Genomic DNA, 21130 nt, shown 5'->3' with positions numbered 1-21130 from the left:
TATGATGAATTTCATAAGCTCTCAGTTTGGATTTTATTCTCCTTTCAATTTTTCCGACTTTGATTTTTCCTTTTTTACCTTTGATGTATTTCGTTCTTACATTTTATCAGGTTTACTCTTTAGCGTTTTTCTAACTCTTTTTGCAACGGTGTTGGGATTTGTTTTCGGTACGCTTTTAGCAATGATGCGCCTTTCTTCCATAAAACTTCTTTCTTGGTTTGCAATCAGTTACATAACAGCTATGCGTTCAATACCCCTTGTGATGGTTATCTTATGGTTTTTCGTGCTTCTGCCTTTTTTAACCGGTATATCCATCGGTGCAAATAAATCAGCACTCATTACCTTTACCGCATTTGAAACGGCTTATTTTGCTGAGATTATGCGTGCTGGAATCAATTCAGTTCCGCAAGGACAAAAATATGCAGGACAAGCTCTTGGAATGACATATTGGCAAAGTATGTACATTGTCATTCTTCCTCAAGCCTTTAGAGATATGCTTCCAGTCTTTTTAACACAAGTTATTATCCTTTTTCAGGATACAACCCTTGTTTATGCCATCAGTGGTCATAGCCTTTTGAATGGTTTTGATATTGCTGCTAATAATTTTGGTGTAAAGCAAGAAGCTTATATCTTAGCAGCTATTTTCTATTTTGTTATCTGTTTTACACTGTCACAAATAGTTTTGTATTTACAAAAAAAAGTATCCATTATTCGCTAACAGGAAAAAAAATGTCTACTCATATGATCGAAATAAAAAATGTTTCTAATTGGTATGGCGAAATTAAAGTCCTTAAAAACTGTACAACCAACATTAATAAAGGAGAAGTCGTTGTCGTTTGTGGTCCATCAGGCTCAGGAAAGTCAACACTCATTAAAACTATTAACGCTCTCGTCCCTTTTCAAAAAGGTGAAATTTGGATTAATGGAATACCTGTTCATTCAAAAAAAACGAATCTGCCTAAATTGCGAAGTCAGGTAGGAATGGTATTTCAACACTTCGAGCTTTTCCCCCATTTATCTGTCACAGAAAATTTGACAATTGCACAAATCAAAGTCCTAAAACGAAGCAAAAAAGAAGCACTTGAACGTGGATTGTTATATCTTGAACGCGTTGGACTCATTGAACACAAAGATAAATATCCTGGTCAACTTTCTGGAGGGCAACAACAACGGGTTGCTATTGCACGTGCCTTAACTATGGATCCACTTGTCATGCTTTTTGATGAACCAACATCTGCTCTAGATCCTGAAATGGTAGGTGAAGTACTCGATGTCATGATTAGCTTAGCAGAAGAAGGTATGACGATGATTTGTGTAACCCATGAAATGGGATTTGCACAAAAAGTCTCGGAGCGTGTTATTTTCATAGATCAAGGAACAATTCTTGAAGACTGTTCATCTAAAGAGTTCTTTTCTGATCCGCAAGCAAGAAAACCGAGAACGCAAGAATTTTTGTCTAAGATCCTAAGTCATTAGCCGTTAGATTATCAAAAAAAGCTATCTTTATTATGAACTTGTATACAAGAAAATAGAGTTTAATATAATATGAGAGAGTGTAAAAATATTACAATAAGATGTTTAAAAACTGTTATTCTTTAAAATCTCAGCAACCAGTCAAATTGCTGTACGTCTCTCAGATTCATTACAAAGAGCAAAAGCCTCTTCTTGCAAAGGGTGAATCAAATTTTTGTCTTTTACATTAGCTTTTTTATAGGCAGCAGTTAAAATTGCTGCCCCACGGACAATTTTTCCTTCTTTAAGCAGTATATTTCCAAGCATTGTTTGAACAGAAGGATTTCCTTTTTTTTGCTGAGAGTTTAAACCATCGTGGCTTGTAAAGGATTTTTCTCCCTTCCCTCTCCCTTTAAAAATATTTTTCCTAAATGATACTGAGCTTTAGGATTTCCATAGGTTTACCGCAGACTGCATATAAAGACAAACAGTATAAGAAGGATCAGGTTTCATAGGTGATTGAGGAATACCTTTTTTATATATCCTGCAAGTTTAACCAATGCATCAGAAACATAACTTTCATCTTCTGAACCAAGATCTGTACCTTTTTCAAAGATATATGCAAAAAAATGATATGTCTTGTAATCATCTTTAGGAACACCATCACCCTTTGCATAGATGTAGCCAAGTTTCCAATTCGCACCGATATGGCCCCTCTTAGCAGCACAACGGAGTGCTGGAATAGCCTGATTTATATGCCCATTTCTATACGTTAAAAAAAATAAAACGAACCACCATTCGCTTCTTGCAAGCTATTGACATCTATTACACAAACAGTCGAAAAGAATCCCCCTAAAATCACAACAATCGTGACTTTTTTCCATATCTGAAACCTATTAACCATTCCCCCCCTATCTCAATTTTAATTGTTATATCTGTTACAAATTTCTTTGTAGATATTTAAACTCTTTTTCTTAGTAAGAAGCATACGCAATTTTAAAGTAAAAATTTTAAAAGAAAAAACAAATAGATAAAAACCATCCAAAATGTTCGATAAAATTAAGTATCAATTTTTATATATAACAAATTGATTTTTAAATATAAATCATCATTCTATATTTTGTAACACACCCTTTAACATTCTAGGATTTATTGATCTTAAAATTTTATACGTATGAGCAAAAATCGTTCAATAGAATAACGTGCATTAAACCGCAACTTGAGAACGAAGAGAATACATGATGAATGGCAAGCGTTTAAGTATAAAAAACAATACGAAAGATGGATAAATATAATGATGATAGTTAACTTATAACTTTACAACTGCCTTACCACCTTAAAGATGAAGTTTTTTGTCTCTGCCAATCTATAAACAATACAGCTTTTTGTTTAACAGATTGCACCTGACATCATTTCACATGGGGTTAGTTCATACTTTACACACAAGTTCTACCTTAGAATACTCACCACTACATACAAAAAAATACCACATGTGTAATTTTACATACCTTATATTGCTACTCTAAATGATGATATTTTATAATAATAAAGCAAGAAATTGATTTATAATGATAATTTACCTTTTTGCACTTTGAATGAGTCCCTCAAATATCGTAAGATTCTCTCATTCCAAACCTGTTCCATGTTAAATCACTCAAAACCATCCGCTTGCACATTACAAGTAGAGAGAGCTATGTGGATAAAAACTCTGTGTAAGAAAGAACTAAAAATGCCTCTTACGAACGGTCTGAGCCAAGAGCTGTCCTGATTGGACAGAATGATACCGGCGCTTGCTACTTCACAAGCATAAAGAAGGGAAGCTCTATGGATTTACTGTTATAGCATTCATGATCTACGTCATGGAATAGGCTTAGATGCCTTAAAAGATATCTCTTTAATGATAAACATAAAACTATGGATTTCAGTAGAGATTTTATGATCGTTCATGAAAAACTAACAAAAGAAAAGTTTCCTTTAAAGAAGATCTATACCAGCCCTACTGGTATGAAATTATCTATCAAAAAAATAAAAAGCTGAAATCAATCTAACCGCTCTAAAGCAACAAATATTTTTTTCTGCGCTGCACGCAGTTCTAAAACCCTGTTCCGCTCACGCTCAACAATTTCTGCTTTTGCATTTGCTATAAATTGGGGGTTGTTTAACTTAAGCGATATTTTTTCAATATCTTGTTCAATTTTACTAACATCCTTCCTCAAACGAACACGTTCAGCTTCCAAATCAATCAACTGTCCTAAGGGCAAACAAAAAACAGCCTCTCCCAAAATCATTTGTGCTGATACTTCCGGAACTTTATCAGAGAAATCAATAACTTCAATACGCGCTAATTTTTTAAGAAGTGCATCATAACGCTTCACACGCTCTCGCGTTACTTCCCCTCCTTCAACAACAACAAGAGGTGCTTGCGTAGCCACTGGAATATTCATTTCAAAACGTACAGCCCGAATCCCCGTGATGACATCAATAAGCCAATTAATATCATCAGCAGCTTCTTCATCTATCAATGTTTCCTCTGGCCATTTTGTCAATGCGAGCATATCCTCACGCTTGATGGCTTGCGTTTCTGTAAGAGACCACAACTCTTCCGTCATATATGGCATAAAAGGATGAAGAAGTTTATAAACTTCATCTAAAACCCAAGCAGTACAAGCTTGAGCCTCATTTTTAGCATCTTCATTTTCCCCCTGAAAAATAGGTTTGAGAAGTTCCAAATACCAATCACAGAGTGTATTCCAAATGAAACGATAAAGTGTAGCGGCAGACTCATTAAATTTATAGTGTTCAATACCAATTGTCACTGCTGAAATCGTTTTAGAGAGTTCCGTTAAAATCCAACGATTAAGCGCCAGTTTTGCTTGTTCTGGTTTAAAAGCTGGATCATGCTTCACACCATTCATCTGTGCAAATCGGGTAGCATTCCACAATTTCGTAGCAAAATTACGATAACCAGCAATACGGGAAACATCAAGTTTTACATCACGACCTTGTGCTGCCATAATAGCCAAAGTAAAACGAAGTGCATCAGCGCTATACTGATCAACAAGCTCTAAGGGATCGATAATATTTCCCTTAGATTTTGACATCTTTGCACCCTTTTGATCCCGTACCAGAGCATGCACATAAACCGTTGGGAAAGGAACATCACCCATAAAGTGAAGTCCCATCATCATCATACGAGCAACCCAGAAAAAAATAATATCAAACCCTGTCACGCATAAAGATGTTGGATAAAAAGTAGACAACTCAGTCGTTTTATTGGGCCATCCTAATGTTGAAAAAGGCCAAAGAGCTGATGAAAACCAAGTATCTAAAACATCCGAATCACGGATTAATTCAACCACCTCACCATAATGAGCAACAGCTGAATCTAAAGCCTCTTCTTCACTTTTTTCAACAAAAACTGTTCCATCAGGTCCATACCAAGCAGGAATCTGATGTCCCCACCATAATTGGCGAGAAATGCACCAAGGTTGAATATTCTGCATCCAATTGAAGTAGGTCTTTTTCCAGTTATCGGGAACGAACTGCGTTTTTCCTTGTTGAACAGCCTCTATCGCTGGCTTTGCTAATTCAGCAGCATGAACATACCATTGATCTGTCAAAAAAGGCTCAATAGGAACACCACTGCGATCTCCATGAGGAACCATATGGGGATGATCATCAACAGAAGCCAAATATCCCTGTTCTTTCATCAAAGCAACAATCTTCTGGCGCGCAACAAAACGATCAGATTTATCGAGACTTTCTACTAACATTTCTAATTCATCTGATAATATCAAACCATCAAAAAATGCTTCATTCTCACGGAGAAAAATCTCAGCTTTTGGGGTAAAAATATTGATCAAGCGTAAATGATTACGCAGCCCCACTTCAAAGTCATTAAAGTCATGGGCTGGCGTGATTTTTACAGCACCACTTCCAGCCTCAGGATCAGCATGCATATCACCAACAATTAATAACCGACGACCAACAAGCGGCAAAAGAGCATTTTTACCGATAAGATTTTTATAACGCTCATCTTCAGGATTAACAGCAATTCCTGTATCACCAAGCATTGTTTCTGGTCGTGTTGTCGCCACTGTTATAAAAGTTGTCGCATCATTTGGATCAAAAACTTTACCTTCAAGTGGATATCTAAAGTGCCACAAATGTCCTTGAACTTCTTTTTGCTCAACTTCAAGATCTGAAATAGCTGTCAACAATTTAGGATCCCAATTGACGAGGCGCTTATCCCTATATATCAACCCTTGCTTATAAAGCGTGACAAAAACTTCACGAACCGCCTGCGACAACCCCTCATCCATTGTAAACCGCTCACGCGACCAATCACATGAAATCCCAAGACGGCGCAACTGGTTTGCAATAATGCCTCCAGTTTCATAACGCCATTTCCAAATACGCTCAATAAACTTTTCTCTTCCCATTTCTTGACGCGTTGGTTCTTGGCGTTCTGCAAGTTGGCGCTCTACAACCATTTGTGTAGCAATCCCAGCATGATCCATACCAGGCTGCCACAACACATTCCTGCCACGCATCCGCTGAAATCTAACCATTATATCTTGAATTGTCGTATTGAGTGCGTGCCCCATATGAAGTGAGCCGGTAACATTCGGGGGTGGAAGCATAACGCAAAAAGTTTCTGCACCACTTTTAGAACCCACTCCTGCTTTAAAAGCCCCACGAGTCTCCCATCTCTTTGCAACCCGTTGCTCTATAGAGGCAGCATCATAGTTTTTTTCTAACATTCTATCCATCCATAACGCCGCTGAACAACACAATATATGATCAAAACCTGATCAAAATTTCGTGAATCTCAGCCATTCACTAGAGAGCTCGCACAATCGCAAACAAAATCCCCATAAAATGAAAAACATAAAAATAATGTAAAAATAATTAAGACGATTTCTTAATCGCCTTCACAATCTCTTCACGCAAAATATCTTCCAGCAAAACAGGCAATTTAGACTGTAACCATTCAGCTATAGCCGGACGCAATACATCCTTTGCAATCTTTTCTGCAGAAGAAATACAATATGCAGACAATTCCACATGACCATCCCTTCCAGCGTCTGACTGTGATTTTCTTATCTCATCTTCATATTCTTTTGCTTTATAAACAGAACTCCGTTCTTCAGAAGAAAGCTTCATCTTTTGCATATCCATACCAACTGTATTATTTTCTGCCTCTATATCCTCTTTCTCTTGCGTTATCTTCCCTCCTTGATTTTCAGAAGAAAGACCAATACGATCAGCTAAAGCTTTCATAGCATCATCAACCGATAAGGTTGTATCATAAATACCCTCGGACGCCACTTCTGAAGCATTCAGTGCAACATCTTCATTTAAAAAGTGATCAGATTGAACCGCATTTTCTTCGATTATTTCACGAATAGATGTTAAAATTTCATCCATACTTGGCTCACGTAACACGCTTGAACTCTGTACCATACTTTACAACCTCTCAAAGACGCAACAACAAATAGAATCATATTTTCAGTGTATGCAAAAGAATTATAAGATCAACATGCCTCCTATGATATTTTCAAATATGCTTGTCATAAAGAGGGCGCTACACACAGTTTTCTACACTTATAAAAATAATATCTCGCCGCAATATCTTTCAACATATTCAACTGTTGACTTACTAATCTTTTAAAAACTAAAATAATTTAATAAGATTCAAAGAGATACTTTTATGTATTATCGGATATATTGAATTGTTTTTAAACCTAAATAACTTGCAGTCAACTTACCAATAGAAGATTGAACACTATAGCTCGCCACAACAGCATTACGCTCTGCCATTGCAAGCGCAATTTGAGCATTAATCAATTGAGTACGAGAATTTAAAACATCCAATGTCGTTGCTTGCCCTACGCGATTTTCTTGAACACGACCTTTCAGAGCAATTTCAGCAGCACGAACACTTTCACGATAAGCAACAACAGATGAGCGTGCGCCCTCCAACTGAAACCAAGCAGAAGTAAGTGCTTGTCGCGTATTGCTATGCGCCAAATCGAGTTGAAGCTGCGCCTGTCCAAGCTGTTCCCTTGATTGGCGAATTTGCGCAGACGTACGCCCTCCTTCAAAAATTGGGACACTCACTGACAACCCTATTGATTTAGAAACGCCATCCTCTCCAGGACCACTATAAATTCGATTATAAGACGCTGTCGCAGAAAAATCGACCTTAGGGAGCAATGCACCTTCTTTTGCCTTTACATTGTAAACACTCGCATCGACTAAATATTTAGCATAAAGGATTGCTGGATGCATAGAAACGCTCATCTGGTAAGCCATATCAAGGTTGGCAGGAAAATCTCTGGCTACGGGAGGGCTTTTTAACTTTTCAGGATCAGAACCAATAACTTGTCGATACACTGCCTCGGCTGCTTTTACATCAGCACGAGCAAGACTCAGCTCTGAAACTGCCACGGAACGTGCTGCTTGAGCTTGAGCAAGATCAACACGCCCTCCCTCACCCACATCAAATTTTGCTTTATCGGAACGAACTTGCTCTTCAAGAGCTGCCAAATTTTCTCTCCGAAGATCGGCAATACGACGTGCCTGATAGACATTAGCATAAGCCGTTACAGTTTCCAGAAAAGTATTTTGTTCAGCATTACGAAGATACTCACGTTGAGCCTGCAACTTAACTTGCGCTGAAGAAAAGATATTTTGCGTGATAAACCCGTCAAATAATCTTTGATTTAATCTCACGCCTATAGATCCAGAAGTGACATAAGGACCTGTAAAAGACTTATTGCGCCCATAGTTCCCAACCCCCTCAACTTGTGGCAACAACCCCGATCGCGCAATAACAACATCCTCTCTGGATATACGCACAGCTGCACGTTCACTATTCAACTTAGCATTGTGTTTATAAGCCTTAGAAAAGGCATCCATCAATGTTTCAGCACAAACAGTCTCTGATAAAAAAATACTCAACACCAACAACAAACATGCCTGAAACTTCTTGTTTATTTTTAACACAATACACACAACAACATACCCCAAATAAATTACGAAATTATCTTTTATTCACCGAACAAACAAGCTCTAAAATACAAAACCAGGTATTTTTAAAAAACAAGGAAGAGGCTTTACAGCAAGATTAAAAGCACGACGAGCCGAGATGATCCCATCTTCTTTTAAATAGATTTGTGCAATAGCAGCATTTCCATGCCCTTCAACCACAACAAGACGTCCACAGTCTTTCATTTGATCAAAGATACCTTGAGGAATAAAATCAACAGATCCCTCAATGAAAATCACATCATAAGGTCCCTCAACGGCATATCCTTGCTCTAAAGGACCATGAACGACAACCACATTATCACATTGATTACGTTCTAAAGCGTCAAGAGCACGTTCAAAGAGAGATTGATCACTTTCCAGCGCAATCACAGACCCTGCAAGTTTTGCAAGCAACGCTGCACAATAACCACTATTTGCACCAATATCTAAAACAACATCTGATGATTTTACAGCGGCAAGCTGTAGTAATTTTGCTAGAGACGCAGGTTTCATCAAATAGCGTGCAGGAACCCCATCTTGCACTGGACATAGAACAATATCGGTATCAAGATAACTTAACATTTTCATATCTTCCGATACAAAATCTTCACGAAATACCGTTAAAAAGGCTTCAAGAACTGATAAATCCGTTACATCGACTGTACGAATTTGATTGTCAACCATTTTGCGACGAAGCTCAGCAAAATCTGCAACCATAACGAATATTTTCTCCTAACCTACAAAAAACAAACAAAACAGCGACAATAAGGGACGAAGATCTCTTAAACTATAGGTGTTACAAAAAAGGACGCCACAGTCAACAATTAGATTTTAACTATATAATCTCTCACATAAAAGTGTCTTCACAAGAATAGAGGGAAATAATCTATTTTCCTATACCTCATCTCCCCTAAAAGCCGTTTCGTTTAAAATCGGCTGGAGGCCTCGCCCGGAATCGAACCGGGATACAAGGATTTGCAGTCCTCTGCGTAACCATTCCGCCACGAGGCCTCGTCAACAAACATAAAGGTTTCCATAAGGGAAGGCAACGCATCCGTCAAGGTGTAGAAATCTTCTCACACCTTTTTTCCTCTTATTACACAATTTATCATATTTTTTTAAAAAAAGTAATTTTATCCTTTGCAAATCAGTATTGCTTTGCTATAGCCTTTTCAATTAAATAATTGGGCACCGTTCCCCGGTAGCTCAGCGGTAGAGCAACCGGCTGTTAACCGGTTGGTCGCTGGTTCGAATCCGGCCCGGGGAGCCACTTTTCTTTTATTCCACGTAGTTTATTGTTTTTTCTCAAGCTTTTAGACATGAGGGATTCGTTAATAAAAGTGAGGGAATAGGATTTTTGCAATAAATATAGAAACGCAATATCATACGGGATGTGTTTTTTTGCAATGAACGCAAAAAGCAATTGATTCATTTTAGAATAGCACAAATAAGATTACTTTTTTCAAACCACCGCGCTTCTATAAGAGGGCACTGCAATTATTTGCATATTATAAATTACGATTTCTTTCATCAAAGATGAATTATTAAGCTCCATCAGCAATGAAACTGCATCATATTTTTTTCCAAAGAAAGAATGATTTATACTCAATAAAGAAATTAAACTTAAAAACCTGCTCATGAAGCAATCATTTTGAAAAATGGAAGAATCAATAATCAAGGTCATATATTATCTCCATACACCCCACATAATCTCCTCCCCATCCTAAAAGCAAAAAATATAAAACAAATCTGTAAACACTCCGACGTCTTATCTAACAGGTTATTCCTCCTGCTAACGACTTCAACGCTTTACAAACAACCTTGCCTTGTTCACCACACTGTCATAAAACATTTAATACATAAAGTCTTATAGGCTTTATATCTCCCAAATACTTTATATCCCCCCCCCCAAATAATAGTGTTTTACAGTAAAAACCAAGATAACAAGCTAAATTGTTAAGAATCCTGAGAAAGCCTTCAGAAATCATGACATTCTCGCTATTGTATTATGCAGTCACATGCTTTTTTAAAGAGATATCTCTTAAATTCCCCAAGACTCTTTCACAATGACACCCCCGTAAATGGTATAAAATGAAATCGATTGATCAGCCCCATCTTTATTTATAATAAAAGTCATACCATCGTACTATTTTTCAACTCTCAATCTCAGCAATCCCCCATTGCCTTTGAAAGAGTTTATAAAAATTATTTTATTTATTTTTCAAATGTTTATTTATATGACAACTTCACACATAACGTGCAAGCGAATACTTTTGATTGATCCGCATAAATAACTTAAAAATGAAAAAAATACGATATAATGAATTATTAAATATATAAAACAATGAGTTATTATTAGACATCAATTTTTAAAATTAAAAGTTATCATTAAAGATAAAACACATCCTTTATAAAAATAATTTTTATATAAATAAAATCTACTTTTATTCCCATTTTTAAAAATGGGAATAAAGCAAATAAATAATTGCCTCTACAATAATGATTTTTAAATAAATCCAAACGGTTAGAAGTTTTCATTTCTAAAAAATGAAAAGCTCTGAAGAATCTTCTTACTTTTAACTCTTTTCAATTGAGAATAAATCAACAAAAGTAAAAAATCTCCTATACATGATCTTTTTTCAAGACTTTATCTAAGCAGCCTTCTTAACTGATTTCCGAAAACGAAAAGTCTTTGCACGCTTTACTATCGGTTTTGCTTTTTGCTGCCTCTCATTTTGAAGTGAAGAATTCTTCCGCTGCAACTGTGCAGCATCATCTTTTCGACCTAAAAACTGTTTTTGACGTTTAGATTTTTTAAAACGGCGTTCCTTATCGTTTTCTTTACTTTCTCGTACAATTGGCTTTTCTGGAAACGCTGCAAATTGTTCTGGAACAGCCTCAGCCACCAATTTCATACGAATCAAGCGCTCTATAGCACGCAAGCGGGACCTTTCTATCTTCTCATCAAAAAGCGTAAGTGCTACACCAGATGCACCATTACGTCCTGTACGACCAATACGATGTACATAACTTTCAGCTTCATCTGGTAAGTCGTAATTAATAACGTGACTTATCCCTGGTATATCAATACCGCGTGCAGCAATATCTGTTGCCACTAGGATCTGCACAGATCTTTCACGAAAAGCTTTTAAAGCAGACTGGCGAGCACCTTGTGATTTATTTCCATGAATTGTTGCGACTAAATATCCTACCTTTTCTAAACTACGCGTGACAGCATCTGCCCCATGTTTCGTTCGAGTAAAAACAATAACCGAATCAAAAGCTGGATTTGTCAAAAGTTTACTTAAAACATTCTTTTTTTCATTCGTAGGAACACAATATAATTTTTGGCAAATCTCTACAGCCGTAGTACCTTGAGGAACAACTTCAATTTTAACCGGATCATTGAGTAAACATTTTGCAAGCACAGCAATTTCCCTCGGCATTGTTGCAGAAAAGAGTGCTGTCTGACGCTCTTGATGCAAAAGCTTTGCAATTTGCTTAACATCATGAATAAACCCCATATCCAACATACGATCTGCTTCATCCAAAATCAAAAAACGAGATTGGGAAAGATCAACACACTTTTCACGAACAAGATCTCTCAAACGCCCTGGAGTCGCTATCAAAACATCCACACCTGCTTCCATACGTTTAATTTGTTTTAAACGTGATACGCCCCCAAAAATAAGACATGTTGAAAGATGTGCTCCTTTCGCCGCAGTGCGAATCGTTTCATCAATCTGAACAGCAAGTTCACGCGTTGGAGCTAAAATCAAAGCGCGTGCAGTTTTAGGGCATCGTTTATCACCTAAAGCCAAAATCTGACTTAAAATAGGCAAGCTAAATGCCAAGGTTTTTCCAGAACCTGTCTGAGCAACACCTAAAATATCGTGTCCTTTCAACATCACTGGAATAGCTTGTTCTTGTATAGGTTTAGGTTTATTCATCCCAGCAATGAGTAAATTTTTAATCAAAAGAGTAGGCAAACCTAACTTTGTAAAAACATTTTCTTCTTTTATAGGCAAAATAAAATCTTTCCTTAGCTGAAGAACTCAAAATGAAGTAACCATCTGAACTCTCCACTCAAGAATCCGCGCAAGAGAAATCCCTGACATTTTAAATGAAGCAACGCCTAAAAAGCGGCTTGCGCAACTCATGAACACCTTGAAATCAAGATAAAGGCGTATAAACTTCACTTTACAAAAAGCCAACAAACCAGCCTAAATGCCTTCACCTCTATTATCTTTGGATTATGATAAAAAAGCAAGAACTTTACGAAATACATTTATCATGAATAAAAACAATATTTAGATCGTTTACTTTTTGATGATTGTGTCCATCGGTAAATGTACCTTGATAAAATCAGGATAAATCTCGAGAAAAACTGGATTTTGTAAAGTTTTTTGACCGCCATAAATTAAATACCATTGGTTTTTATCAAAAATCGCCAAAGTTTTATATTGAATGATGCGATCTTTCATCTCAAGAACTGTTGGAATTAAAGCATACAAAGTACCGTTATCAGTTTGTAAATACTCTATATTTTCTTTATCTAAATAATAAGCACCAGAAGGCAACCCCTCAAACTTCTTATGCAACTGTTGAAGAAAATCACTACGTAAAGCACTCTCTGTTGTATTCAATCGATATGCCATCTCTTTATAAAGCCGCTCAGGCATATAACGAGAAATAGGCATAAAATCCCCATTTTTTATAGCATTATTGACATCAACAACGACTCTTGAAAGTTCATCTTTTTGTACTATTGTTGGCTGAGATGCTAAACTCTGTTGATTAACAATCAAAAAGAAAAATAGACTCAGCACCGAATAAAAAATAGGTTTCATCATTATACTTCTTTTTTTAGTAAAATTTCAGTTTTTCAAATAACAAAATCAAATAACGTTTGATCATCAGTAATATCACGGTAACGCCAACCTAACGTTTGAAATTTTTCCTCTAAAAGACAAAAATTACCGTATTTTTTTGTTTCAATCGCAACCAATACAGAACCAAAGTTTCTCGCTGATTTTTTAAGATATTCAAAACGTACGATATCATCATCTGGCGATAATGTGGAAAGAAAATGACGCAATGCACCAGGATGTTGCGGAAAACTAAAAATAAAATATTTTCTCAACCCTTGGAAACGTAAAGAACGCTCTTTAATTTCTGGCAAACGCTCAAAATCAAAATTACCTCCTGAAATAACAAGAAGAATTTTTTTCCCCTTTAACTCTTGAGGAGGAATACTGTTAAGTGCATCAATCGATAAAGCACCAGCCGGTTCAAGAACCACACCTTCAACATTAAGCATTTCAACCATCGTAGAACAAACGCGATTTTCAGGAACCGTAATGACAGAATCAGGGGGAAATTGCTTTAGAATTGTATAGTTTAGTGCACCAATTTCAGCCACAGCAGCACCATCTACAAAAGTATCAATGCTTTCAAGCTTGACGCGTTTTCCACTCTCCAAACAAGCAAGTAAACTTGCTGCTCTTTGCGGCTCAACAAAACGAAGCTTTGTTTTCCAACCATACTCATGTAGAAACTTGCTCACTCCACTTGCCAAACCACCCCCACCTACCGGCACAATCATCAAATCTGGCTCACTTTCTCCATTGAGTTTTTTCCATTGTAAAGCAGCCTCACAAAGCACTGTTGCTTGCCCCGTAATAATGCGAATATCATCGAAAGGTGGAGCCATTACACCACCGCTCTCTACGACAAAGGATTGTGCAGCTTCATAACATTGATCAAATGTTTCACCAACCAAACGAATATCAATGAATTCTTTACCAAAAATACGTGTTTTTTCAATTTTTTGTTGTGGCGTTGTCATAGGCATGAAAATCACGCCTTTACGTTTAAAATAACGACAAACAAAAGAAACCCCTTGCGCGTGATTCCCCGCTGAAGCACAAACAAATGCAGAATCTGGTGATATACAGCTAAGCATTTCTGAAACAAAATTGAAAGCACCACGAATCTTATAAGACCGCACCGGTGTTAAATCTTCACGCTTTAAATAAATTTCTGCATCATACTTTTGGCTAAGAAAATCATTTCTTTGAAGTGGTGTTTCAGCAAACACGTGATGCAATCCCACCATAGCTTTTGTGACGTCTTGAATAAATTGACTCATAACACTAATCATTTCATACTTTATTTACATTATAAAAGCTTTTTCTATCGATAAAGGAAACTATTGTCAGTCAAAATTTCACTAAAAAATGAAAAATGTTTCTTTTGTCATTAATTCTTGATTCAATAAAAGATATAGCTTATGAGAGAACTCACATCGCGGACGTGATGAAAACGGTAAACATAGCAGACTTAAAATCTGCCGGTCGAAGACCTTGCGGGTTCAAGTCCCGCCGTCCGCACCATTGTATGTGGATTTCCCCTTATTTTTCAGTAATTTATTAGAAATTAGAAAAAATTAAACCACCTTTTAAAACCCTATCATAACGCTATCAGATGGTATTGAGATAGTACTAAAACACGAATCATTGCTTCTTTTTTGGGGCATATTTTGGAACTAAATCACCATACCATGTTTTGCTTCGACTCCCCAATTCCCCTCCCCGCCATAAAAGACGAGGAGATAGAATCAATTTTCCAAACTAAGCAGCTTTCGTAACAGACCTTGCTAAAACCCGCTTAGCTTCTTTAATGAGAGCTTTATATTTTCTATTCTCTTCATCGACTCTAAAAACATCAATAAGACGAACATGGATAGGACCTAAAAGATACAAAGCTTTTTCACCAGCACTCATACCCTCCCAATGGCTTGGTAAATCAAAGCGTGTATCATTATCATAATCAACAGATTGGCTTTTTAACTTTTTCTCACACTCAATAAAGTAACGACGAGCTTGTCTGCCTTTCTCATTGCGTTCAACCATGGAAAGCTCTTTTGCCATGTCTAGAGTGAGGTGATATTCGATACTTGGACGACCACCTTTAGGTTTCGGTAAATTTTTACCGAAACTCATAACACCTTGATTTTCTTGATAGGCATTAGGTTTTACTAAATTTTTAGTAAAACTCACAAAGTCCTTATTTTCTAGGAAACCGTATTCTTTAATACGATTAATAATCCAATCGTTAAAACGAGATGTGACCTTCAAAAACGTATGCAACTCACGTGCATTTACTGTTTGAACTATTTCTTGATCAATTGTTTGTTCCGTAATTTTTATAAGAATGTTCATAATGAACTCCTATGTGTTTAAATGTCTTCTATTGACACTCTAGAAGAGCGCCGGGTGCTAGAAAACACGGCACATAGCCCGTCGTTATGCCTTCCCCAAAAGGGTATTGTATAGCATAACCACACCCGGCAAAGCCATTATATGTGTGTGACATACAATGAGTCAAAGCCTTTAATGTGCGGAGAAAAGATTGTATCGGCAATCTATCCGCTATGTGTCTAAGGTGTTTTCTAGGCACCTGATTCGACAATAGACACATTGTTGTAATCCTGTCAAGTATCTCCTGTTATAAATGCAGCCCACTGTTCCAAGAGAGCATGGCGTTGTTCCAAAAAATCCGTTCGCATATAAGCTATTACTATCCCATACAGCATTTTGATTGTTGATGATCAATTGCAAAACGGAGTGTTGATATTGAGAAGTTTTATTATACCGTCGTTTTTACAAAACGAGCTGTTTAAGCGTCTCTCAACACTTCTTTGAGTCTTGATAGAACTATTAAGAGAATATACCGGAATCCTATCATCTTTACAATTTTCACACCATTTCCCATCTTTAATTTTATAGTGAAATCCTGATTGGATCATACAAGCATGAATCATCGACCATTCATGAATGCCTAATTTGCTATTGTCTATACCGCTACTATAAGGAGATAGCGCACCACACTCTAACAGTGCTTTTCCTACCTCAGTAGAGTTTACACCTGGCTTTTCCCATATAACAAAGGATGTTGAAGGAGGCTTTGAGTTACATCCAGCCATATTTAATAAAGCTATGCAGCTTAATAATTTTAAAGTTTGTTTCATTTTTCCCCTTTTTTAATAGATTTATTGACTATGAGAAGGCTTTAAAGCCTGTTGATGTTTCTTATCTCCATTTTTCAAATTTGTCACTGAACTTCCAGCAAATAGAACACCCTTTTTTCAAAAGGGTGAGATTTCAAATCCAACCCTTCCAAATTCTTGAAAGTCTTCAATATTTTGATGTACAAGCTTTATAACTGTAGCGTGGCTATTCCCCACACCCTCTGTAATTTTTAAAGAGATCTTAACGGTAATACCATCATTACCGATTGTCACTAAATTATTCATGATCAAGCTATTATCAATAATTTTCTGTCATTTTTGTTAACCTGTCTCTACGAGCAGTTCGTTACTTTGGACTTCTTCAAGACAATTCTACAGAATCTCTTTCAGTTTTTTTAGCTTCAATATAACGATCAATTTCAACAAGATCCCATTTTAGGTATCGTCCTTCTTGTATAGGCTTAGGAAAAGCTCCGATTTTTACAAGCTCTCTAATATATGTCATTGACATTCCGAGATAAATTGAGAGATCTTGTATATTGACAAGCCGTTGCAAACGCATCGACAGTAAAGCTTGTTCGAATAAGCTTACTTTTTCTATTGAGGCAGTTAATTTTTCTTCGTTCATTTAAAACTCTCCTTATTATCTAAGTGTTTAGAATAATTATAAATAGGTGGGGGTGCTGGGAGGAGAGAGCACCCCCATAACGTCAAGCGGCTTTTGTCAAAATCTTTTGCATCTCTTGTTCTATTTCTGCTAAAAAGACTTCGACCGCTTGATTAATCTGTTCAATGTGTTCTTCATCACGGTGAATGCGTTTGATTTTCATGCGCAGGTATGTTGATTGCCTCGTAAAACGTGGATCATAACTGATAAAATCACACCATTTTCGTCCCGTACAAGCCATTTGGAATTGCATTTGCGCACGATATTCAGGCTTTATATGGTCATCTATAAAAAAACGTAGATGATTTGGGGATTGTGGGCATTTGACTTCAACTAAACCGTCATCACTAACAAACCCATCAGGACTAGCCCCCGCCATTTGGATTGTGGGGTGTTGGATAAAACCGCATTGAGAGACTTCAGTATCATAAATGAATGCATATTCTTTCAAGGCATCTTCTTCATGTTCAATGCCCCATTGCATAGCAGGTATTGTATAAAATTGGCTTACTTCTTCTGTTAAACGCTCTGTAATGAGTTTAATTTTGTAGTCTTCATATTTGCTTGTAGGGGTTCCCTTTGCTGTTTTACTGAGTACGTTGTAAACGTTTGATGCGGTGACTTTTCCTAAACGGGCTTGAAACCACTCTGCTGTTCTTTGTTCCATTTCACACCGCCGTTTGTTGCTCTTGTTGAGTTTGTGCATATTCGATATCTTGAATATGGATATATTCTGCTTCTTGTATAGGCGCGTCTATTTGCTTTTGTGGTGAATGAGATTGCTCTGTTTTAGCTTTTTGCCTCTCTTGCAATATATCAAAAATTATTTTTGCTTTTTCATCAGGAATAGCTTCAAGGCTCTCGACTTTTGCATAATCAAGTATCCTTTTTTCATTGGTTCCAGTTTCTTCAATTAATTCTTGGATTTGTATAAGCATGTCATGAGAAACAAGTTGTACTTGTGTGGTATTATTAATACGAGCCGCTTCATCTTCTTCATAAATACCGGACAAACCGAAAGCGTAACGAGCACATTGTATAGTTGCTTTATGACGCAACATGCGTGCTGGATATTTTTCCCATGGTTCACTTTTTTCTTTCTTACATTCCGATAAATATTCTGTGACCTCGATAGGGTCTTTAATACCTTTGAGACGAATAGCGCATTTTATAGCAATCAGATTACCATCTTTATCGAGTTGATCTAGAAAAGTCATGCCATCGAATTGAGAATTAGATTTGATGATCTTAATCCAGCCATCAATAGAGACAACAGGGATAATACCGCCGCCTTTTTTAGGGAATGCATAGATTTCTTTTGTTAATGGGTTTAATCCATAAGTATTGGCAACACAGATAAAAGCAGCGAATTCTTCATCAGAGAAGTTATGATTGATACATGTTTTGATAATTGTTTTACGAAATTCATCATGAGAAAAGCCATATTTGCTTGCCATGGTTGTTAAAGAAGAATTTGTCATTATTGTTTCCTTGATTTGCACGCAATTCTCCCGTGGCGTGAATCATGCTTGTGTTAAAAGTTGTTTGGTTTTAAAATTTTTATGTCTTGAGGACTTCTTGTGTTTCCGCGAATATTAGCTAATCCACAAACTTTGGCATTTCTAAAAATCTTGACTGCGTCGTAAATGCGAGCATTCTCATAAACTTCTGCATTTCCAAAAATCTCAACATTTCCATAATGAATGTCATCTTCATAGAAATTAGAGCACGATATAATGACATCACCATAAACTTTAGCATTGTTATAAATGAGAGCAGGACCACAAATTATTGTATTCCCAGATACATAAGCATTGTCGTAAATTTGGGCACTATTCCTTATTCGTGCATTTTCAAAAACTTGTGCGCGACCATAAATGTGTACGTTACTGTAAACTTCTGCGTTACCGTAAACACGAGATTCGTCGCGAACAACAGCCTCACCAAAAACATGTGCATTACCAGAAATTTCTGCATTACCGTAAACAACAGCACGACTATAGACTTGTGCATCGGAATAAACAGAGGCATTTCCACTAATATAAGCGCCATCAAATATCTTGGCATTATGAAATAATGGTAGCTCTTTCAAGCACCTTGGCATCATCATAAACCCAGCAATTGCCATCATGACCTAAGTTTTTTTCCTTTTCAATAAATCCACCTAAATCACCTTTCTTTACTTTGCCAAAGTCTCTTAAGGCGCGGATACGGTGTAGAGTTACCCCTTTAAACTCAGCTTTCTCATCAGTAAGTTCGTACTTCTTTTCCATCAGTTTGCTCCAGTGGATATTCTGCTATTGCTGCCAATCCAATCTTCACAACGTAAATCCGCATCACCGTAAATTTTTGCATAATTGTAAACTTTTGCTTCATCAGAAACGAGTGCATCTCCATAAACCCGCGCATCACCATAAACATAGGCATAACCGGAAATATGTGCATTTTGATAAACACGAGCATTATCATAAACCCTAGCATAATCTCCAACCCAACAATCGCCCCCATGACTAAGATTGCCTTCCTTTTCAATAAAACCGCCAAGGTCACCTTTTTTGACATTTCCAAAATCTTTTAATGCACGTATGCGGTAAAGCGTGCGTCCGCCAACTTCATCCATTTCATCAGTCAATTCGTATTTTTTTTCCATGATTTATCCCCCTACCTTAAAATAGCGTCACTTCCATAAAATGCTGTATCGCCGGCTACTATGGCATTACCACGAACTTTTGCGTTATTATAAACTTCGGCATCATCATAAACCTTCGCATTTTCAGAGATATATGCATTTTGATAAATACAAGCATTGCCTCCAACCCAGCAATTATCATCATGGCTAAGATTCCATTCACTCTCGACAAAGAGCCTCCAAGGTCGCCTTCTTTGACATCATCAAAATCTTTTAAGGCGCGTATGCGATAAAGCGTTATTCCATCAATTTTGATTGTTTCATCAGTGAGTTTATATTTCTTTTTTATCATGATAACCTCCTCTTAATGCATGCTTTGTCTTTTAAGCTCTTGAGACAACAGCCCCATGCCTTTTGTGGTAATTTTTGCGCAAGGAATAACTTTTTCTATTCCACTTGCGGTTTGAAGTGTGATGGTTGGACAATCCATAAGTTGCTTTTGGATTTTGTCTTGATACGGTAGCAAATTTCCACCCGCTGCACGTCTGTAAATCCACCCTTTTTGCTGTAAGAATTGAATGAATTGTTTTGGTTGCATCTCGAGTATTTTAGCAGCTTCTGTAAGACCAAAGAGCCCATCATGGCGCTGTAAGCTTTCAAGAGCCATGGCTTTTGGTGTTAAATCTTCAATGATGGTGTCTTTTTGATCTATTTGACCTTGTAGGTAATTCAAAAAGCCAATCATAGCCTTTGGACTTGAATAGTCGATTTGTGGTGTTACTGCTTGCTTTTCCAATTCTTGCCAACGATCAATTATTTTTGCTCGTAAGGCAGTGCTATAACCAGATACGAGAATTAAGCATTCATGTTTGGGGAGGTTATAACAAGGTCGGTTTTCACCTTTGCCATCAGGATAATAACCACTAAAATCACCCCCCCAAATTTGGGGGCGTTAAGTTCTTCAAGCATTTTCTTGATATCACGCATAACATGGTCATGTCTTTTACCGCATAACTCTGCAATTTCACGACTGGACATAGTTTGAACAGTTTGGTTATTAAAATTGCTTTTGGCCGTTGTGACAAAATTATGCATGATGGACTCCTTTCAAGAAGCTTGTATTTTTTTCATATGTTCTAATAAAATTTTGCATCATCACTTCCTTAATTAAAGAAAATGCAAGATTTGATATAATTGTCTGCCCATGTTTCTATGGCGTTCTGTTTGAGCAACTTTTCTTGCTGCGTGAATTTTGAAGTAATGATTATCGGCTTTATCTATTTCTATTTCAGATTTTGGACAAATCTTCTGTCTG

At 36.9% G+C, this 21130-nt stretch carries 19 protein-coding genes, 3 tRNA genes and 3 pseudogenes; 4 read left to right on the top strand and 21 right to left on the bottom strand.

The window, feature by feature from the left end; translation table 11 throughout:
- Position 1: 1 nt before the first annotated feature.
- Both ACFILZ_RS08640 and ACFILZ_RS08635 read left to right on the top strand, forming a co-directional pair.
- Positions 2-718, top strand: a complete 717-nt coding sequence (locus tag ACFILZ_RS08640; protein ID WP_375607440.1) for an amino acid ABC transporter permease — start codon at positions 2-4, stop codon at positions 716-718.
- Positions 719-729: 11 nt separating this feature from the next.
- Positions 730-1476, top strand: a complete 747-nt coding sequence (locus tag ACFILZ_RS08635; protein WP_273791447.1) for an amino acid ABC transporter ATP-binding protein — start codon at positions 730-732, stop codon at positions 1474-1476.
- Positions 1477-1614: 138 nt separating this feature from the next.
- Here ACFILZ_RS08635 and ACFILZ_RS08630 read toward each other — a convergent pair.
- The 6 genes and pseudogenes from ACFILZ_RS08630 to ACFILZ_RS08605 form a co-directional block, all read right to left on the bottom strand.
- A pseudogene (locus ACFILZ_RS08630) lies at positions 1615-2356 on the bottom strand (tetratricopeptide repeat protein).
- A gap of 1135 nt (positions 2357-3491) precedes the next feature.
- Positions 3492-6215: a valine--tRNA ligase gene (locus tag ACFILZ_RS08625; RefSeq protein ID WP_375610895.1), complete on the bottom strand. Its 2724-nt coding sequence runs from the start codon at positions 6213-6215 to the stop codon at positions 3492-3494.
- Between the two features lie 148 nt (positions 6216-6363).
- A complete protein-coding gene (locus ACFILZ_RS08620) occupies positions 6364-6918 on the bottom strand; it encodes a DUF2497 domain-containing protein (RefSeq protein ID WP_375610894.1) in 555 nt (184 codons plus the stop codon).
- Between the two features lie 252 nt (positions 6919-7170).
- Positions 7171-8421: a TolC family outer membrane protein gene (locus ACFILZ_RS08615; protein WP_375607443.1), complete on the bottom strand. Its 1251-nt coding sequence runs from the start codon at positions 8419-8421 to the stop codon at positions 7171-7173.
- A 108-nt stretch (positions 8422-8529) separates the two neighbouring features.
- Entirely contained in the window at positions 8530-9204 is a 675-nt protein-coding gene (locus ACFILZ_RS08610) for a protein-L-isoaspartate O-methyltransferase (protein ID WP_375610893.1), read from the bottom strand.
- Between the two features lie 220 nt (positions 9205-9424).
- Positions 9425-9498: transfer RNA gene (locus tag ACFILZ_RS08605), tRNA-Cys, on the bottom strand.
- Between the two features lie 184 nt (positions 9499-9682).
- Between ACFILZ_RS08605 and ACFILZ_RS08600 the strand changes: the two genes are divergently transcribed.
- Positions 9683-9757 (top strand) — tRNA-Asn (locus tag ACFILZ_RS08600).
- A gap of 1381 nt (positions 9758-11138) precedes the next feature.
- On the opposite strand, the gene ACFILZ_RS08595 is transcribed toward ACFILZ_RS08600, so the two are convergent.
- The 3 genes from ACFILZ_RS08595 to ilvA form a co-directional block, all read right to left on the bottom strand.
- Positions 11139-12515 carry a DEAD/DEAH box helicase gene (locus ACFILZ_RS08595; protein WP_375610891.1) on the bottom strand — a complete coding sequence of 459 codons (1377 nt, stop codon included), beginning with the start codon at positions 12513-12515 and terminating at the stop codon, positions 11139-11141.
- Between the two features lie 291 nt (positions 12516-12806).
- Positions 12807-13337, bottom strand: coding sequence for a hypothetical protein (locus ACFILZ_RS08590; protein ID WP_375610898.1), 531 nt, complete (start codon positions 13335-13337; stop codon positions 12807-12809).
- 35 nt (positions 13338-13372) lie between these two features.
- A complete protein-coding gene (gene ilvA / locus ACFILZ_RS08585) occupies positions 13373-14650 on the bottom strand; it encodes a threonine ammonia-lyase IlvA (RefSeq protein ID WP_375608747.1) in 1278 nt (425 codons plus the stop codon).
- A gap of 146 nt (positions 14651-14796) precedes the next feature.
- Here ilvA and ACFILZ_RS08580 point away from each other — a divergent pair.
- A tRNA-Leu gene (locus tag ACFILZ_RS08580) sits at positions 14797-14882 on the top strand.
- A gap of 237 nt (positions 14883-15119) precedes the next feature.
- Here the strand turns inward: ACFILZ_RS08580 and ACFILZ_RS08575 are convergent.
- From ACFILZ_RS08575 to ACFILZ_RS08520, 12 genes and pseudogenes are all read right to left on the bottom strand, one after another.
- The gene (locus ACFILZ_RS08575; RefSeq protein WP_375610890.1) at positions 15120-15710 is read right to left on the bottom strand and encodes an antA/AntB antirepressor family protein; all 591 of its coding nucleotides are present in this window, start codon (positions 15708-15710) and stop codon (positions 15120-15122) included.
- A 272-nt stretch (positions 15711-15982) separates the two neighbouring features.
- Positions 15983-16063, bottom strand: a pseudogene (locus ACFILZ_RS08570) (integrase dna protein); the annotation flags it as partial.
- 36 nt (positions 16064-16099) lie between these two features.
- On the bottom strand, positions 16100-16519 hold the full coding sequence (locus ACFILZ_RS08565; RefSeq protein WP_375607459.1) for a hypothetical protein: 420 nt from the start codon (positions 16517-16519) through the stop codon (positions 16100-16102).
- A 117-nt stretch (positions 16520-16636) separates the two neighbouring features.
- Entirely contained in the window at positions 16637-16804 is a 168-nt protein-coding gene (locus tag ACFILZ_RS08560) for a hypothetical protein (RefSeq protein WP_375610889.1), read from the bottom strand.
- Positions 16805-16880: 76 nt separating this feature from the next.
- Complete coding sequence (locus ACFILZ_RS08555) at positions 16881-17147, bottom strand: AlpA family transcriptional regulator (RefSeq protein ID WP_019221612.1); 267 nt, start codon at positions 17145-17147, stop codon at positions 16881-16883.
- A gap of 82 nt (positions 17148-17229) precedes the next feature.
- A complete protein-coding gene (locus tag ACFILZ_RS08550; RefSeq protein WP_375607460.1) occupies positions 17230-17853 on the bottom strand; it encodes a lambda exonuclease family protein in 624 nt (207 codons plus the stop codon).
- A gap of 1 nt (position 17854) precedes the next feature.
- Positions 17855-18667 (bottom strand): phage recombination protein Bet, encoded by an 813-nt coding sequence (gene bet / locus ACFILZ_RS08545; protein ID WP_375610888.1) that lies wholly within the window; start codon positions 18665-18667, stop codon positions 17855-17857.
- A gap of 53 nt (positions 18668-18720) precedes the next feature.
- Complete coding sequence (locus ACFILZ_RS08540; RefSeq protein ID WP_375610887.1) at positions 18721-19278, bottom strand: hypothetical protein; 558 nt, start codon at positions 19276-19278, stop codon at positions 18721-18723.
- Positions 19253-19459: a hypothetical protein gene (locus ACFILZ_RS08535; protein ID WP_375607463.1), complete on the bottom strand. Its 207-nt coding sequence runs from the start codon at positions 19457-19459 to the stop codon at positions 19253-19255. The genes ACFILZ_RS08540 and ACFILZ_RS08535 overlap by 26 nt, the downstream gene beginning before the upstream one ends.
- Complete coding sequence (locus tag ACFILZ_RS08530) at positions 19459-19836, bottom strand: hypothetical protein (protein WP_375610886.1); 378 nt, start codon at positions 19834-19836, stop codon at positions 19459-19461. The genes ACFILZ_RS08535 and ACFILZ_RS08530 overlap by 1 nt, the downstream gene beginning before the upstream one ends.
- A 58-nt stretch (positions 19837-19894) precedes the next feature.
- A complete protein-coding gene (locus ACFILZ_RS08525; protein WP_375610885.1) occupies positions 19895-20167 on the bottom strand; it encodes a hypothetical protein in 273 nt (90 codons plus the stop codon).
- A 12-nt stretch (positions 20168-20179) separates the two neighbouring features.
- Positions 20180-20910, bottom strand: a pseudogene (locus ACFILZ_RS08520) (Rha family transcriptional regulator).
- Between the last annotated feature and the right edge of the window lie 220 nt (positions 20911-21130).

Origin of the sequence: Bartonella sp. AP40SXNS (assembly GCF_042195825.1) — a bacterium.
GTDB lineage: Bacteria > Pseudomonadota > Alphaproteobacteria > Rhizobiales > Rhizobiaceae > Bartonella.
Note: the sequence above shows the minus strand (reverse complement) of the source record. Positions and strands in the feature narration are given on the sequence as shown.